This is a genomic window from Pseudofrankia saprophytica (genome assembly GCF_000235425.2).
GTDB classification, from domain to species: Bacteria; Actinomycetota; Actinomycetes; order Frankiales; family Frankiaceae; genus Pseudofrankia; species Pseudofrankia saprophytica.
Genome location: NZ_KI912266.1, coordinates 1,390,682 through 1,406,945, shown reverse-complemented (window position 1 = coordinate 1,406,945; position 16,264 = coordinate 1,390,682). Strand labels below are relative to the sequence as shown.

Here is a 16,264-nt window from a genome sequence, read left to right as displayed (position 1 = left end):
GGTCGCGACGGCTCCCCCGGCGGCCGGCCGACCTCGTGCGCCCTGAACGAGGGACCGCCGCCGATGGCGGCCCACCTACCCATGGAGTTGCGCTGATGAGCAGTTCCGACCTCGCCGCCCCCATCGACGAGGACTTGTCGGGGGCAGAAGCGTCGACGAGCCCGCAGGAGCGGCTGACTGCCCTGGAGCAGGAAGGCGAGATCGCCGCCGACTACATCGAGGGCCTGCTCGACATCGTCGACATGGACGGCGACCTGGACCTGGACGTCGAGGGCAGCCGGGCGGTCGTCGCGGTCGTCGGTGACGGCCTCGAGAAGCTGATCGGCCCGAGCGGGGAGACGCTGGAGGCCCTGCAGGAGCTGACCCGGCTCGCCGTGCTGCAGAAGACCGGCGAGCGCAGCCGGCTGATGCTCGACGTCGGCGGCCATCGTGCCCGCCGTCGCGCCGAGCTGCGCGAGCTCGCCGCCGATGTGGCCAAGCGGGTCGCCGGCGGTTCCAAGAAGGAGAAGCTCGCGCCGATGACCCCGTTCGAGCGCAAGGTCGTCCACGACGTCATCGCGGACGTCGAGGGTGTGCGCAGCGAGTCCGAGGGCGAGGAGCCCAACCGCTGCGTCGTCGTCATGCCGGTCTAGAAGGCCAAGGGCGCGCGATAATGATCTTTTATCGCGTGCCCTTTGGCCGTTGTTTGGGGATCAGAGGGCCAAGGGCGCGCGATAAGGATCTTCCTTCGCGCGCCCGGCGGCCGTTGTTAGGGGATTACTGAAATGGCGCCCGCTCCCCTGGCCGACGCGGCGGGGACGCGGGCCGAGCCCGGCGAGTCCGCGCGCGCCGTCCGTACCTCGGGCGGCGCGCGCCGTCGCCCGCCGGCCCGCCTCGCCCGCCTCGGCGGAAGCGACCTCTGGTGGGCCGGCGGGGTCGGCCTGGCGCTGGTCGCGCTGGACGTCGTGCTGCGGGCCTACCTGCGGCGACCGTTCTGGTACGACGAGATCTGGCGGGGCCATTTCGTCAGTGAACCGCTTGGCTCGTTCTGGTCGGAGCTGGCACGGGCGAACACCCCCTCCGCCGCCGGCTGGGTGGTCATGGAGCGGCTGGGCGGCGACCTGCTCGGCTGGCACACGTGGGTCCTGCGCCTCCCCGGGTTCGTCGCCCTGCCCCTGCTTGGCGTCGGGATCGTGCTGCTGACGGCCCGTTTCGTCGGACCGGTACCGGCGGCGTTCGCCGCGCTGTGGACCTGCCTGAACAGCTCGTTTCTCGACCTCGGCACCCAGCTCAAGCCGTACACCGTCGAGACGCTCGCCGCCGTCGTCGCGGTCCTGCTCTGGACGGGCGACGAGCGCGGGAACACCCGTGCCAGCGATGCTCACCCTGCCGCCAGTCCCGACAGCATCCCCGACAGCGGCACGGAGCGCCCTGACAGTGGCCTGGACCGCGGGCGACTGGCCCGGCGTACGGTTGCCGGCCTCGTAGGCCTGTTCTCCGTGCCGGCCGTCTTCGTCATCGCCCCGCTCGCCGCGGCCGACGTGGTGGCCGGGGCGGTCCGCGCCCGCCGGGCCTCCCGGGCTCGGCAGGGCGCCGCCGGCGTCGTCGCGGCGGCCGGGTGGCGGGCCCTGGAAGCCGCGCCCGCTCTGGTGCTCACCGGGGCGAACACGCTGTTCTTCGTCGGGCATCAGTCCAGCCAACGACTGGGGCACTACTGGGACGCGCAGTTCCTCGCCGGGCGAGGAATCGGCGGCGGGCTCTCGTTCATCGGCGGCCAGCTGGGTGACTTCGTGACCGGCACGCCACCCGGTATCGATCGCTACGACCCGAGCCTGCTGCACCCGCCGACCGACGGGTCCTGGGTGTCGGTCTGGCTGTTCGCCCCGGTGGTCGTCCTGTGCGCGCTGGCGGGCGTCGTGAGGCTTGCCCGGCGGCACGACGGCCGGCAGGTGCTCGCCGCGCTCGGTGGCGCGCAGCTCGCGATGCTCGCGGCGAGCGCGGTCCGATTCTGGCCCTTCGGACCGACCCGGACCAATCTGTTCCTGGTCCCACTGATCGTTCTGGTCGTCGTCACGGGTGCCGCCGACCTGATTCGACGTCTTTTTAAGATCGTCGGAGCCGGTACCCCTACCCTAGGCCGAGACGTAATCGCTCCATCGCTTTCGGTTACGACCGCTGCGGATGACGCCCGTTCCCCGGCGAGCCAGGTCCCCACCCAGGTAGGCCTGGTTACGGGACGGCGGAGGCCGCTGCGCCGCGTGGCGGCGGTCCTGGCCGTCGTGGCGCTTGGTGCCGTCGGGGTCGGAGCTCAGGTGTCCTCGGCGGCGCGCGACGGCCGGCTCTACGAGCAGCGTGACCGACTGCGCGGCCTGGACCTCACCGTCGACGCCGCGACCGCGGCACGCCGGCTCTACCGGCCGGGTGACCTCGTGGTGGTGGGCGGCCGGCTGATGCGCCCCGGCTGGATCTATGCCATGGAGGCCAGCGACGATGCTCCGATGCGTCCGGCCGCTCTCCCCGCCCGGGACGCCCCGGACGAGCCGGCCCGGATTCCCCGTGCGGACACACTGTTCTTCTCCGAACCGGGCAAGGGCGAGGTGGCCCGTGGGGTCGCGGCTCGCCTGCCCGGTCCGCGGCGCATCCTGCTCTTCGTCTTCGAGCCGGACACGGTGGCCGCTCGCTCGGACCTGGATGACCTCCGGCGTGCCGGCTGGTGTCCGGACGAGGCTCACGGCTTCGCCCTGACCGGGACCCTCACCGTCCTGGTTCGCTGCTAGGCCGGTGGCTGGGTCGGTCGTTGGCCGGCCGGCCCGAGGCTTCCGGCATTGCCTAGAGGGCCCGGAGGCCGTTGCCTCCGGATCACCAATGGCTCCTGTGAGCGGGTACGTCGGCATGGCTTCGCGCATGTTGCCGGGCGCGTCGTGGATGCTGGGTGGGTGCGGCGTTTGTGCGGCTGCTCGGCGGCCTGTTCCCTGTCCTGTTCCTTGTCCTGTTCCCCGTTGTCCCGGTGCCCGTCCGCGTCCCCGTTGGCCTGCGCGGCGGCCCGGTGAGTGAGGTCCTGACTCCGCCGCCGATGGCGGCCGAGGTGTTCGGCGAGGCGCTCGACAGCGCGATCCGGTATGCCGAGCTGCTTGCCACGGCGGGCGTCGAGCGCGGGCTGATCGGTCCGCGGGAGGCCGACCGGCTGTGGGACCGGCACCTGCTCAACTGCGCGGTGCTCGCCGAGGTCGTTCCGTCCGGGGTGACCGTCGTCGACGTCGGTAGCGGCGCCGGTCTACCCGGGGTGCCGCTGGCGCTGGCCCGGCCGGATCTGCGGGTGGTGTTCCTCGATCCGATGGAGCGCCGGACCGTCTTTCTTCGAGAGGTGGTCGCCGCCCTGGATGGTGGGAGCCGGATGTCCGTGCTGCGGGGGCGTGCGCCGGATGTCGGTGTCGGGAAAGACGGGCTACGGTGGGATGTGGCCGTAGCCCGAGCGGTGGCCCCGTTGGAGCGGTTGGGCGGCATGCTGCTTCCAGTCGTCCGGCCCGGGGGTGTCATGCTTGCCATGCGCGGTTCGCGAGTCGATGAGGAACTCGCCGAGGCGCGAGACGGCCTCCGTTCGCAAGGATGGCGGGATTTGCGGGTCCTCAAGTGTGGAGAAGATCGGCTGGCCGAACCCACCCGCCTGGTCTCGGCGGAACGAATGGCTGATGGGGCGGGGCGACGCAGCGTCGGAGATCGGCACGATGGCAGGCAGCGTGAACAACAACGGGGACAGACGACACGAGAGCAACGGCGGGAGCGCGGACCGGCGTGTTCCACGTGAAACAGCGTCGACGGGGCTGGGGCTGGACCCTCTGGACCCATCGACCCCGATCGGAGCGGCGGCGGCAGCGGCGGTGGAAGCACTGACTATGGAACGGCGACGACCCTTCCCACGACCGACCCGACAGCGAATCTTCGCGGTGGCCAACCAGAAGGGCGGCGTCGGCAAGACCACGACGACCGTCAACCTGGCGGCCGCCCTGGCCATGCACGGCGTCAGCGTGCTGGTCATCGACCTCGACCCGCAGGGCAACGCCTCGACCGCGCTCGGCGTGGACCATCGCTCCGGGGTGCCGTCCATCTATGAGGTGCTGCTAGGCGACCGGCCGCTCGATGAGGTGATCGCCAAGTCCGGCGAGGCGGACGGCCTCTTCGTCGCCCCCGCGACGATCGACCTCGCCGGCGCGGAGATCGAGCTGGTCTCCATGGTGGCCAGGGAGGGCCGGCTGCGCCGCGCGATCGCGTCGCTGACCCACGAGGTCGACTACGTCTTCATCGACTGCCCGCCGTCGCTGGGGCTGCTCACCGTGAACGCGCTCGTCGCGGCCAGGGAGCTGCTCATCCCGATCCAGTGCGAGTACTACGCGCTCGAGGGACTAGGCCAGCTGCTGCGCAACGTCGACCTGGTGCAGGCGCACCTGAACCAGGAGCTCCGGCTCACGACGATCCTGCTCACCATGTACGACTCCCGTACCCGCCTGGCGGACCAGGTCGTGCAGGAGGTCAAGGAGCACTTCGGCGATCGGGTGCTGGGCACGACGATCCCGCGCAACGTCCGGCTCGCCGAGGCCCCCAGCTATGGCCAGTCGGCGCTGACCTACGACCCGGTCTCCCGCGGGTCGCTCTCCTACCTCGCGGCTGCCCGCGAGCTGGCCGAGCGCGGCGTCGAGGCGCCGCGCGGAACGGCGACCCGATGAGTCCCCCGGCTCGGCGGGTCGGCGGACTCGGCAAGGGGCTCGGCGCGCTCATCCCGACCGCGCCGCCGGGCGGCTACGACGGCTACGCGGGTAACGCGGGTACCAACGGCTCCCGGATCGGTGCCGATCCGGTACCGGTCCACGGAGCCGTGTTCCGGGAGATCCCGGTGGACTCGGTGACGCCGAACCCGCGCCAGCCCCGCACGAACTTCGACGAGGACGCGCTCGAGGAGCTCTCGGCGAGCCTGCGCGAGGTCGGGCTGCTGCAGCCGATCGTCGTCCGCGAGGTGCTGCCGGATCAGTACGAGCTGGTCATGGGCGAACGTCGCTGGCGCGCGTCCAAGCTCGCGGGTCTCACCGAGATACCGGCCATCATCCGGGACACCGCCGACGAGGCGATGCTGCGCGACGCGCTCCTGGAGAACCTGCACCGCCAGCAGCTCAACCCGCTGGAGGAGGCGGCCGCCTACGAGCAGCTGCTGCGCGAGTTCGGCGCCACCCACGACCAGCTGGCCACGAAGCTCGGCCGGTCCCGGTCGCACGTCACGAACACGATCCGGCTGCTCGGCCTGCCGCCGGCCGTCCAGCGCCGGGTCGCGGCCGGGGTGCTGTCCGCGGGCCATGCCCGGGCGTTGCTCGGGCTTGGCGACTCGGAGGCGCAGGACCGGCTAGCCACCCGCATCGTCGCGGAGGGGCTTTCCGTGCGGGCGGTCGAGGAGATCGTGGCGATGGGCGACGAGGGCCCGCGCAAGCGGGCGCCCCGGACGCCGCGCCAGGCGCCGCCGGCACTCTCCCAGGTGGCGGAGCGCCTGGCCGACCGGCTGGACACCAAGGTGAAGGTCGACATGGGCCGCAACCGCGGCAAGATCACCGTCGAGTTCGCGAGCCTCGAGGACCTGGAACGCATCGTCGCCGCCATGGTCCCGACCGAGCTGTGACATTGGTTCGCTCCGTGCGGGCACGGCGCTCCGGTCCCGTGCTCGCTTCGCTCGTAGGGGAGCCTCCGCGGAGGCTCCCCTACGAGCCAGCTCGGTTACGTCCCGCTTGAACCTTGCGAGACCACCTTCGGCTTGGCGCGGGACCCACAAGCCGGCGTTTGGTCTATGCGGGCGCGGGGGTCGGGGAGGGCGTGCCGCCGATGGGGCGGAGGATGCCTTCTGGGTTCATCGAGCCCAGTAGGCGTTCCAGGGCGACCTCGACGTCCTCGCGCCAGGTGACGGCGTTCTTCACCTCGAGTCGCAGCCGCGGCCAGCGGCGGTGCGGACGGACGGTCTTGAAGCCCACAGCGAGTAGATAGTCGGCCGGCACGACGCAGCGGGTGCCCTCGTCCTGGCGAAGGTCACCGAACGCCTCGATGGCACGGTAGCCGCGCCGGATGACGTCCTTCGCCATCGCCTGGATGAGAACGCGCCCAAGCCCCTGCCCGGCGAACTCGTCGACGATTTTCGCCGTCATCAGCAGAACGGCGTCAGAACTCACCGGGCTGGTCGGGAAGGCAATCGAACGAGGCACGTAGGCAGGCGGCGCGTACATCGCGAAGCCTGCGGGCACGTTGTCGACGTAGATGACTTTCCCGCAGCTTCCCCACTCCAGCAGCGCCGAAGAGACCCAGGCTTCCTTCTCCAGGTCAGTGCCGCCGGCCTCCTCGGCCCGGCTGCGCGCAACCGGGTCGAGTTCCCAGAACACGCACCGGCGACACCGCTGGGGCAGGTCATCGATGTTGTCGAGCGTAATATTCGCGACGCGACGACTCATTGCTGGCGCTCCGCACGTCGAGGGATCCAGTAGCTGGCCCTAGCCTAGGCGCCGTACCAGGAATCTTCCTGGTGGACGGGGTGGATGTGGGCGCGGGGCGCCCCTGCCTTCAGGCATTGCGCGACCAATCGGGCGTGATGCACGGCCAGCCCGGGCCGCACCGGCTCGCCCGGGCTTGGGGTGAGGCGAAGGGGCGAGTGGGTGGGTAGGAGTTGAGCGTTGTTTCACGTGAAACGCGCGTCGACGGAAATCGCCGGATCGCGCAGCCAGACGGCCCGCCGCACCGCCCCCGCCGCCCACACCTCCTCGCCCGTGGCGTCCCGGAATTGCGCCGTCCGAGACACCCGGTCACGGTGACGCCGGAGTTGGTGAGACACCGACACACGTGCCGCATGAATTGCCGGCCCGAACAAGCCTCAGGAACGAGTTACGACCCGGGGGACCCGGAGCTGACCGGTCGGCGGATCCTGCTCGGGCGGCAGGTACAGCCGCTGGATGGCGGTGAGGACGGCTTCGGCGATGGCCGCCCGGTACACCGGCGAGCCGAGCGCCGTCGCGTCGCGAGGACTGGTGAGGTAGCCGACCTCGATCCGCACGGCCGGCATGGCAGTCCGGCGCAGCAGCTCCCAGGTCTTGGGATGCGTCCAGCAGTCGAGCATGTCCGTGCGGGACACGAGTTCCTTCTGGATGAGCGTCGCGAGCCGCTCGCCCACCGCCGACGAGCCATGGGCGTTGCCGAAGTAATAGCAGGAGACGCCTTCGGCCTTGGACGAGTCGCTGGCGTCGGCGTGTAGCGAGATGAGCAGGTCGGCGCCACGCTCGTTGGCTCGCCTGGCCCGCTCGGCGTCGTCCGGTGCCTCGTCGGCCGCGTGCACGCGAAAGGTCTCCAGGCCGGACGACCGCAGCCGGACCTCCAGCCGGTTGGCCAGGTCCGCCACGATGTCACGCTCGTTCAGTCCATGGGCGACGGCGCCGGCGTCCTCGCCGCCATGGCCGGCGTCGATGGCGACGACCGTGCCAAGCAGCGAGGACCCGCGCACGAGCAGCCGTGTCGACTCGCGCAGGACGTCCGGGCGGCCGCCGGTGACGGTGCGCTCCAACCGCTTGAGCTCGCGCAGGGTCTGCGGACCGCAGCGGCCATCCGGTTCGAGGCCCCGGTTGCGCTGGAAGTCGCGGACGGCCGCCTCCGTGCGCGGCCCGAAGATGCCGTCGCTGCGGCCGACGTCGAAGCCCATGCTCGACAGCCGCGTCTGGAGCGCCGCGACGTCGTCGCCGACGAACGGGCGGCTGGTCGCGTAGTAGAGCAGCCGGTCGCCCAGCCGGTGGCGTGCCTCGTCGAGCGCACGGGTGGTGTCCGGCCCGATGATCCCGTCGACCGACAGCCCGCGACTCTGCTGGAAGGCGCGCACGGCACGGTCCAGGCTGTCGTCGAACTGGTCGGCCCCGGGCGTCTCCGAGCCCTCACCACCGGGCTGCCGCGGAGCCGCTGGGAGGAAGGACAGATGGGTCAGGGCCGCGCGCGCATCGGCCACGCCCGGACCGCGGTCACCGAGCCGGAGCAGCTTCACGGGACATCAGCGTAGGCGATCCGGCCGGCCGAGCGGGGGCCGCGGGCGTGACCGTCCCGCTAGTTCTGGCTCCTCCTGATTCCGCCCGGCCCCAGGGGGGTGGACCGCTGCGGGCACGGGCCGGTCGTCCGCTCGGCCGGGCGTCGGTTCGAGCGGCCGAGAAAGCGATCGGAAACGAGTTCGGCCCGTCGGCCTCGCCACGTAGGGCGAAGCCGACGGGCCGTGGGGGCTCGCTGGCCGGGACCGGCCCGGAGGCCGGGCCGTGGGGCGGGATCAGATGAACTCGGCGAGGTCGTTCAGGAGGGCACGCTTCGGCTTCGCGCCGACGATGCTCTTCGCGATCGCGCCATCGACGAACACGGCCATCGTCGGGATCGACATGATCTGGTAGGCGCGCGCCGTCTGCGGGTTCTCGTCGATGTTGAGCTTGACGACCCGCAGCGAGTCGCCGTGAGCCGCCGCGATCTCCTCCAGGACGGGGGCGACCATCTTGCACGGCCCGCACCACTCGGCCCAGAAGTCGACCAGTACGGGCTTGTCACTTTTGAGCACCTCGGAGTCGAACGTCTTGTCCGTCACCGGGGTGGTGGCTCCTGCCATCGCTTTCTCCTTGGGTCGTGGGGACGGTGTCGTGTCAGGCCGCTGGCGCGGTCGAGCTGTCGCCGGTCTCGTGGTCGGCGATCCAGCGCTCGGCGTCGAGGGCGGCGGCGCAGCCGGTGCCGGCGGCGGTGATCGCCTGCCGGTAGATGTGGTCGACCACGTCGCCGGCGGCGAAGACGCCGTCCAGGTTCGTCCTGGTCGATGGGGCATCGACGAGGACGTAGCCCTCATCGTCCAGCGTCACCTGGCCGCGGAACAGCTCCGAGCGCGGCACGTGGCCGATCGCGACGAACATGCCCGTCACGTCCAGCTTGTCGTCCGCGTCGGTCACCGTGTCACGCAGCCGGACGCCGGAGAGCTTGTGGTCGCCCTCCAGTCCGGTCACGACCGCGTTCCAACGAAACTTGATCTTCGGGTTCGCGGCCGCGCGGTCCGCCATGATGGCGCTGGCGCGCAGCTTGTCCCGGCGGTGGACGACCGTCACGGACTTCGCGAACCGGGTCAGGAAGGTGGCCTCCTCCATCGCCGAGTCACCGCCGCCGACGACCGCGATGTCCTGGTCGCGGAAGAAGAAGCCGTCGCAGGTGGCACAGGCCGAGACACCGCGGCCCAGCAGCCTGTCCTCGTCGGGGACGTCCAGCTTCCGGTAGGCCGAGCCGGTGGCGATGATGACGGTCTTGGCGTAGTGGACTTCCTCGCCGACCTTCACGACCTTCGGAGTGACGGTCAGGTCGACCTCGGTCACATCGTCGGGGATCAGCTCGGCACCGAAGCGCTCCGCCTGCTTGCGCAGGCTGTCCATGAGCTCCGGGCCCTGGATGCCTTCCGCGAAACCGGGGAAGTTCTCCACTTCGGTGGTGGTCATCAGCGCGCCACCCGCCGAGACCGCGCCCTCGAACACGAGCGGCCGCAGGTTGGCGCGCGCCGTGTAGATGGCCGCCGTGTAGCCCGCCGGGCCGGACCCGATGATGATGACATCCCGGACCCCGCTGTCCTGCGCTGTCACGCCCTGCTCCCTTCACATCGCGACCTAAGCCGCTGACACGCTAACCGCGCCGGGTTATCAGAGATTCCTGCCTGCACCGGGTGGCAGGCCGGCCGTCCACGCACCCTCGTCGGATGCCGCCTTCGGATGCCGCCTGCCGGCCTGGACCTCTCTATCAAGCCTTGGTGGTCGTTCCCGCGTACCAGGTGTCGTCGGCCAGGTGGCCGGCGTCGCAGCCGAGATCGACGACGGTCAGCTGGATTCGGTCCTGGCCGGGTGGGACGGTGCCCGGGGCCGCGGCGGCAGCTCCGCCCTGGCCGGCAGGCTCATCATCACTCGACGTCGCGGAGGTACCAGATTCATCCGTTATGTCTGATGTGTCTTGAATCTCCAGTACGACCAGCACGGCATCGCGGCCACGGTAGCTGACCCGGTCGATCGCCAGTACGGCGCCGAAGCTCGTCACGAGCTTCTCGTAGCAGCCGAGCAGCCCGGGGGTAAGAACCGCCTCCCACGCCGCCGGGCCGCCAGTGGCCTGTCCCAGGGCCGCCACGGGGGTGTCCAGGCTGCTGTAGCCGGCGAACGGTACGCGGCCGGCCAGCAGGTCCTTGGCGTGCTGGGCGACGGCGTCCGGGTCCAGCGGGACGCCGCTGTCGGCCACGCTTATCACCTTGCTGGCGACCGATGACCGCACCGACGGCGCAAGGGCCGCCTCGCCGCCCGCCGCCCCCGCCGCGCTGTCAGCCGCGGACATGGCCGCGCTCGAGCTGGCGAAGTGATCGGAGGAGGCGCTGTTGTGCCCCCAGACGGCGAACAGCCCAGCTCCGGCGGCCACGACCAGCAGGCAGACGGCGAGCAGCGCGAGGCGCTCGGGCCGGGTGGAGCGGGGGAGGACGGACGACCGGGCACGGGTGGGCGCGAGGTGTCTGGCGGTGGCGCCGTAGGTCGGTGGCCGGCGCGTCCGGCCGGGCGCGCGCCGCTCGGCTCGGCGGTCACGGTGGCCGTCCGATCCGGCGCGATCCGAGCCGGAGCCAGACGCCGGCGCCGGAGCCGTCGAGAGGGCGGCCTGAATGCGGCGGGCGACATCCGGCGGCATGGCCACGGGCGCGAGCCGGGAGAGCTCGACGCGGACGTTGCGCAGCGCGACCACGGCCCGCTGGCAGTCGGCGCAGGCCCGAACATGACGGTCGACGGAAGCCGGCGTGCGCTCGCCGTCCGCGTAGGCGTCCAACAGCTCGCCGTCCGGATGGCGCGACACCGGCTCACCGCGCGCGTCAGACCCCACCGTCCATCACCTCCCCCTTCTCCAAGACGGAGCGGACGGCCTGCTGGTTCCCCGGACGGAGATGCCCGAGCTGTTCCGCGAGCCGAGCCCGGCCGCGCGCGGCCCGGCTCTTGACCGTCCCGACCGGCACGCCAAGCGCCGCCGCGGCCTCGGCTACGGGCATTCCTTCGACGTCGACGAGCACGACGGCGGCCCGCAGCGCCGGTGGAAGCCGCGCCAGCGCCCCCTCGATGTCGAGGCGAAGCTCACCCTCGGCGTGCGCGTCGCGTGGGTCGGCTGGCTCGTGCTCGACCCCGTCCGGGCTGGTCGGCATCGGCACGGTCAGCGGGCGGGCGGCCTTGCGGCGCAGGCGGTCCAGCGCGGCGTTCACCGTGATCCGATGTAGCCAGGTGCGCACCGTCGACTCGCCGCGGAACCCGGCAGCGCGCCGGTGGGCGGAGAGCATCGCCTCCTGGACCGCGTCGGCCGCGTCCTCGGCGTCGTGCAGCAGCCTGTAGGCGACCGACCAGAGCCGGTCGGCGTTGGCCCGGAACAGCTCGGCGAACGCCGCCGGGTCGCCGTCGACATGCCTGCGCAGCAGCGCCGCGTCCGGGTCGTCCGACCACGCCGAGCCAGCGTCGGCAGGATCGGCCGGGGGCGACTCCGACTCGGCCGTGCTCTGAGCCTGGCCGGGTCTGGCGGGCACGCCGAGGGAGCTGCCTGGTACGGGTTCGCCGGTCTGGTCAGGCATCGCATGCGGCCGGGACGGTGCTCGCCGACGCCCAGGTCAGGACAGGAACTTGATCTCGGCGATCGAGCCCTTGTCCTTGCCGTCCGAGCCAGTGGGCACGTGAGTCAGCCACACCACCCAGTACTGCGCGGGCGCGGCGTCGGCCGGGATCTGGATCGTTACGGACTGGCCGGCGGTGCCAGTCTGCGCGGTTCCGACGATCGGGAACGCGCCGATGTCGGTGCCATCGGCGTTCGCGGCGTGCAGCTCGAAGGTGACCGGGGCGAGCGTCCCGACCGTGACCACTACCTGGCTGGGGTGCACTGGCTGCGCGAACGAGACCTTGAAGCCGACGCCGCTCTTGAGGCCGCCGAACTGGGCGCCGTTGTCCCGATGGTTATAACCCTCTGTCGTCCACTCGGTAGCCAGGTTCCCATCGGTCAGCAACTTGACCTGCTCGGGCTTCTCGTCGTACGGCGCGGATCCCTGCGGGTCGAAGGAGACAACACCGCTCGGTGTGAAGGGCTGGGCGGTGGTGCCTGTGGGAGACGAGGTCGGGTTGTCCGCGTTACCGCCGTCCCCTCCACCGCCGAGCTGGAGGGCGAGCACGATCCCGGCGGCGAGAATGGCGACCACCACGATCGCGATGATGATCGGAAGCGCGCGTCGCCGGGGCTGCTGCCGGTTGTCCGGGGCATGGCCCGAACGCGGCCGCTGGCCGCCGGTTCCGGCCGGCGGGTAGCCGCGCTGCTGTGGCGGGTAGCCGTTGTCGTCGTAGCCGCCACCGCGCCGAGGGCGGTCGTAGCCGTCGTCGTAGTCGTCCTGGTAACGCCCGCCTCGGTAGCCACCGTCGTCGTAGCCGCCGCGGCCGTAGTCGTCCCGGCTGGGGGTCGCGAAGCCCGCCGTCGACGGCAGGCTCGCGGTATCGGGGCCGTAGCCGTCCGAGCCGCCGTAGCCCGGCGTCATCGCCTCGGTGCCCGGTGGCTCGTCGCCGAACGTCATCAGGCCGGTGTCGTGCAGCGCCTCGACCGGGGTGACCGCCTCCAGCTCGGCGATCAGGTCGGTGGCCGTCGTGATCGGCTCGCCGGCCGACTCGTCGCCGCTGAGCGCGGCCATGGTGATCGCGTCCAGGTCGCGCGGGACCGTGTGGTTGAGCTGGCGCGGGCTCTGAAGGCGGCCGTACGTGCCGTAGGAGGCCGTTGGCAGGCCCGTGTCACCGGGCAACGGCCAGTAGCCCGTCAGGGCGGCGTAGAGCAGACCTCCGAGCGCGCGCACGTCGGCGGCCTCGGTGCCGGCGCGGTCCTCGCCGCCGGCCGGCGCCGTTCCGTCGATGGTCGCCAGCACGGCGCCGACCTCGAGGTCGATGACCTTGACCGTGCCGTGGCCGGAGATGATCACGTCACCGGGGCGCAGGCCACCGTGGCGCAGCCCGCGCTCGTGCGCGGCGGCGATCACGCGGGCCGCGCCGAGGACGACGGCCGCGGCCTGCTCCGGCCGCAGGGGGCCTTCCTCGGCGAGCTGCCGCAGGGTGCGGCCATCGACCCACTCGGTGATGACGTAGGAGACCTGGCCGTTCTCGGTGGTCGTCACGGTCGCGTCGTAGGTCGACGCGGCGCCCGGGTGGACCAACCGACCGGAGTTCACCGCCGCCGAGAGCAGCGACTGGGCGGCCTCATGGCGGGCGGGATCGTCGTCCACATGCTCGACGACGCGGACCGCGACCGGCCGGGTGAGTACCGTGTCGTCACCACGCCAGAGCGTGACCGGGCCGCGGGAGCTGAGCACACCGATGAGGCGGTAGCGGCGGTCGAGGACGGACTCCGCGAGCAGGGTGCCACCGCCCGCCGCGTCTGCCCCGGACGAGGCGTTAACTGTCACGTCGTTGTCGACGTCCGCGGACTGCGGCCGGTTGCCTGCCTCGACCACAACGCCTCCGTCGTCCCCAGCTACGTGGCGCCGTCGCCACTGCGCTCGCCCCACCAGCGGCCGACGATGCCAACGCCGCGCCGCCTGGTGGCGCACCCGATGGCCTCGTCTGCCCGCGTCACCCGCTTGGGCGCCACTTGACCTGAGTCTGGCGCACCCACGTTGGCTCTTGCTGGCCGTTTGGCGATGTTCCCAGATTAGTTTACGGGGATCGCCCCGATGGTTCTCTCAGCCCCGGCTGAAACGTCGGGAGACCATCCGCGTCAGCGCCCTGACCTCGGGGAGGCCCATCCGCGTGACCGTCCCGACGAACAGGGGCAGGCCGACCAGCGCGCCGACGAACACCGCGGTGAAGGAGCCGAGGAGCCCGTCGCCGAGGACGTCGCGCAGCCCGTGGGCGACGGCGCTGGCCGCCGCCGCGCCGATGCCGGCGGCGACGCCGATCCGGGCGAGCGTCGCGATCACCCGGTCGCCGTCCATCCCGCCGAGCCGGCGGCGCAGCAGCGCGACCGTCACGCACAGCCCGGCCAGGTAGCCGACGTTGAAGGCGAGCGCCAGCGCGATCGCCCGGTGCTCCGGTGGCAGGAGATGGCTCAGCACCACCGCGGCCAGCACGTTGATCGCCACCACACCGATGTTCACCAGCGATGGCGTCCGGCTGTCCTGATGGGCGTAGAAGACCCGCAGGTGCAGCTGGAACACGGAGAACGGCACCAGGGCTACGGCGAAGGCCGAGAGCGTGTCGCCGATGGCGACCGCCGAGTCGTGCTCGACGGCGCCGTGGTTGAACACGGCCACCGCGATGGGGCGGCCCAGCGCCAGCAGGAACAGCGCCGCCGGAACGATCGCGGTGAGGCTCAGCCGGGTCGCCGTCGACAGGTCGTCGAGCACCAGGGCGCGCTTCCCGTCGGCGGCGTGCGCGCTCATCCGCGGCAGCAGCGCGGTGATCACGGAAACGCCGATGATCGCGTACGGGAGCTGGAAGAGCTGGTAGCCGTAGGCGTAGATGACGTTGGCGGTGACGGCGGTCGACAGCCGGGTGATGACCACGTAGCCGGCCTGGCTGACGAGCACCCAGAGGACCGTCCAACCGGCGAGCCGAAGCGCGCTGCGTAGTCCGGGGTGGGAGAGATCCAGCCGCGGGCGGTAGCGGAAACCGACCTTGCGCAGTGACGGGAGCAACGCGATCGTCATCAGCACGACGCCGAGCGTCGTGCCGCCCGCGAGCACCGCGGTCTGCGTGCCGGTGATCGTCTTCGGGCCGGTGACCTGCGGCGGCCGCGGCCCGGAGATCACGTAGGTGAAGGCGACGCAGGTGGCGATGACGGCGAGGTTGTTCAGGACCGGCGTGAACATCGGCGCCGCGAACGAGCCACGCACATTGAGGATCGCGCCGACCGTCGCGCCGATGCCGTAGCAGAGGATCTGCGGCATGAACCAGCGCAGCATCTGGGCGCCGAGGTCACGCTCCGGACCCGGATGGCCGATGTAGCGGGCGACTATCTCGGGCGCCAGGACCATGCCGAGGATCGTCGCCCCGCCGAGCAGCAGGATCATCAGCGTCAGCAGCGACGAGGCGAACCGGTCACCGCCGTCCGGGTCCTCCTTGGAGGCCCGGACCAGGACCGGCACGACGACGCTGGTGAGGATGCCGCCGATCAGCAGGTCGTAGACGATGTTCGGGATCGTGTTCGCGACGTTGTAGGCCTCACCGACCGCCCCGGTGCCGAGCGCGACCGCGACCGCGATGGTGCGCAGGAAGCCGGTCGCCCGCGAGGCGATGGTGCCGAGCGCCATGACGCCGCTGGCCCGGCCGAGGCCGCCCTTCTTCCGGCCGCCGGCCGGCGCGGAGGACCCCGGCTGCGCGGCCTTCCGCGCGGGGCGCGGGCCCGTGCCCGACCTGGGAACCACCATCGTCTGGTCGGGCGTCCGGCCGGCGGCGCGGTCCGTCCGCGCCACCGGGCGATCCGGCGGCACCGGCCTGGGCGGCCGGGCCGGCCTGACCGGCTCCTGCGCGCGCTGGCGCGGCTGGCGCGGCGGCTCCGGCGGCGGGGTGCCACGGCGGCCACCGGCGCGGTGCGCGCCGAGCGGCCGCCCGTCGCGGCGGGAGACCGGCGTCGTCGGGCGCGCCTCGGCCCGCGGCGGCGTGCTCGGTGGCCCCCCCAGCCGGCTCGTCGGCCCCTGCGGTGAGACCGGGGGCGGCATGGAGGGCGTCGCGGTCGGCCTGGGCGTCGGCGGCGGTACCGGCGGTACCGGGGGTACCGAGCGCTGGGGCGGCCTCATCGACGGCGCGGGCGACGGGGGAGGCACCGAGGGCCGTCGCGGCCGCGCGGCCGGCGGGGGCGTCGACACAGGTGGGGGCGGTGGCACGGGCGGCGGTGGTGGTACAGGCGGCGGGGGCGTCCGCGGCGCGGCCGGCAGCCGGTGGGTCGGGCCCGCCGGGGCATCGCCGGGGTACCGGTCGTCCTGATATGGATCTTCGCGGTACCGCTCGTCGGCGCGACGGGGCCCGCGCGGGCCGTCGTCCGGGAGGTGCTCGTCCCGGTAACGGCCCTGGTACTGCCCGTCGCGGTAGCGACCGTCCCCGTACTGGTCCTCCCGGTACCGCGCGCCGGGACGGCGGGCGTCCCCGTAGCCGGCGGCATCCGGGTGCTCGGCGTCGGGGTACTGGTCGTCCCGGTAGGGCTCCTCGCGGTACAGGTCGTCCCGGCGGGTCGGGCCTGTCCCCCGGCGGTG

At 72.2% G+C, this 16,264-nt stretch carries 14 protein-coding genes; 6 read left to right on the top strand and 8 right to left on the bottom strand.

Translation table 11 applies throughout. The annotated features are described in order from the left end of the window. The first annotated feature begins 95 nt into the window (after positions 1 to 95). The 5 genes from FRCN3DRAFT_RS0206095 (at position 96) to FRCN3DRAFT_RS0206075 (ending at position 5,638) form a co-directional block, all read left to right on the top strand. Positions 96 to 632 (top strand): Jag family protein, encoded by a 537-nt coding sequence (locus FRCN3DRAFT_RS0206095; protein ID WP_007511677.1) that lies wholly within the window; start codon positions 96 to 98, stop codon positions 630 to 632. Positions 633 to 764: 132 nt separating this feature from the next. Beyond that, positions 765 to 2,756, top strand: a complete 1,992-nt coding sequence (locus FRCN3DRAFT_RS0206090) for a hypothetical protein (RefSeq protein WP_007511675.1) — start codon at positions 765 to 767, stop codon at positions 2,754 to 2,756. Positions 2,757 to 2,911: 155 nt separating this feature from the next. Next, positions 2,912 to 3,784 carry a 16S rRNA (guanine(527)-N(7))-methyltransferase RsmG gene (rsmG, locus tag FRCN3DRAFT_RS0206085; RefSeq protein WP_007511674.1) on the top strand — a complete coding sequence of 291 codons (873 nt, stop codon included), beginning with the start codon at positions 2,912 to 2,914 and terminating at the stop codon, positions 3,782 to 3,784. Between the two features lie 139 nt (positions 3,785 to 3,923). Beyond that, positions 3,924 to 4,700 carry a ParA family protein gene (locus FRCN3DRAFT_RS0206080; RefSeq protein WP_007511672.1) on the top strand — a complete coding sequence of 259 codons (777 nt, stop codon included), beginning with the start codon at positions 3,924 to 3,926 and terminating at the stop codon, positions 4,698 to 4,700. Beyond that, positions 4,697 to 5,638: a ParB/RepB/Spo0J family partition protein gene (locus tag FRCN3DRAFT_RS0206075; RefSeq protein WP_007511670.1), complete on the top strand. Its 942-nt coding sequence runs from the start codon at positions 4,697 to 4,699 to the stop codon at positions 5,636 to 5,638. Before FRCN3DRAFT_RS0206080 ends, FRCN3DRAFT_RS0206075 begins: the two co-directional genes overlap by 4 nt. A 163-nt stretch (positions 5,639 to 5,801) precedes the next feature. Here the strand turns inward: FRCN3DRAFT_RS0206075 and FRCN3DRAFT_RS0206070 are convergent, their stop codons facing one another. From FRCN3DRAFT_RS0206070 to murJ, 8 genes are all read right to left on the bottom strand, one after another. Then, positions 5,802 to 6,455, bottom strand: coding sequence for a hypothetical protein (locus FRCN3DRAFT_RS0206070; protein WP_007511669.1), 654 nt, complete (start codon positions 6,453 to 6,455; stop codon positions 5,802 to 5,804). Between the two features lie 416 nt (positions 6,456 to 6,871). Continuing rightward, complete coding sequence (locus FRCN3DRAFT_RS0206060; protein ID WP_007511667.1) at positions 6,872 to 8,023, bottom strand: N-acetylmuramoyl-L-alanine amidase; 1,152 nt, start codon at positions 8,021 to 8,023, stop codon at positions 6,872 to 6,874. Between the two features lie 273 nt (positions 8,024 to 8,296). Continuing rightward, entirely contained in the window at positions 8,297 to 8,623 is a 327-nt protein-coding gene (trxA, locus tag FRCN3DRAFT_RS0206055; protein ID WP_007511665.1) for a thioredoxin, read from the bottom strand. A gap of 34 nt (positions 8,624 to 8,657) precedes the next feature. Further along, positions 8,658 to 9,629: a thioredoxin-disulfide reductase gene (trxB, locus tag FRCN3DRAFT_RS0206050; protein ID WP_007511663.1), complete on the bottom strand. Its 972-nt coding sequence runs from the start codon at positions 9,627 to 9,629 to the stop codon at positions 8,658 to 8,660. Positions 9,630 to 9,783: 154 nt separating this feature from the next. After that, on the bottom strand, positions 9,784 to 10,893 hold the full coding sequence (locus tag FRCN3DRAFT_RS0206045) for an anti-sigma factor family protein (RefSeq protein ID WP_007511660.1): 1,110 nt from the start codon (positions 10,891 to 10,893) through the stop codon (positions 9,784 to 9,786). Further along, the gene (sigM, locus tag FRCN3DRAFT_RS42920) at positions 10,883 to 11,623 is read right to left on the bottom strand and encodes an RNA polymerase sigma factor SigM (RefSeq protein WP_007511658.1); all 741 of its coding nucleotides are present in this window, start codon (positions 11,621 to 11,623) and stop codon (positions 10,883 to 10,885) included. Before sigM ends, FRCN3DRAFT_RS0206045 begins: the two co-directional genes overlap by 11 nt. A 36-nt stretch (positions 11,624 to 11,659) precedes the next feature. Next, on the bottom strand, positions 11,660 to 13,528 hold the full coding sequence (locus FRCN3DRAFT_RS0206035) for a protein kinase family protein (RefSeq protein ID WP_007511656.1): 1,869 nt from the start codon (positions 13,526 to 13,528) through the stop codon (positions 11,660 to 11,662). 228 nt (positions 13,529 to 13,756) lie between these two features. Continuing rightward, on the bottom strand, positions 13,757 to 15,325 hold the full coding sequence (gene murJ / locus FRCN3DRAFT_RS51080; RefSeq protein WP_035924386.1) for a murein biosynthesis integral membrane protein MurJ: 1,569 nt from the start codon (positions 15,323 to 15,325) through the stop codon (positions 13,757 to 13,759). Between murJ and FRCN3DRAFT_RS55935 the strand changes: the two genes are divergently transcribed. Next, positions 15,324 to 15,998 carry a hypothetical protein gene (locus FRCN3DRAFT_RS55935; RefSeq protein WP_035924384.1) on the top strand — a complete coding sequence of 225 codons (675 nt, stop codon included), beginning with the start codon at positions 15,324 to 15,326 and terminating at the stop codon, positions 15,996 to 15,998. The two genes, murJ and FRCN3DRAFT_RS55935, sit on opposite strands and share 2 nt — an antisense overlap. Positions 15,999 to 16,264 lie beyond the last annotated feature (266 nt).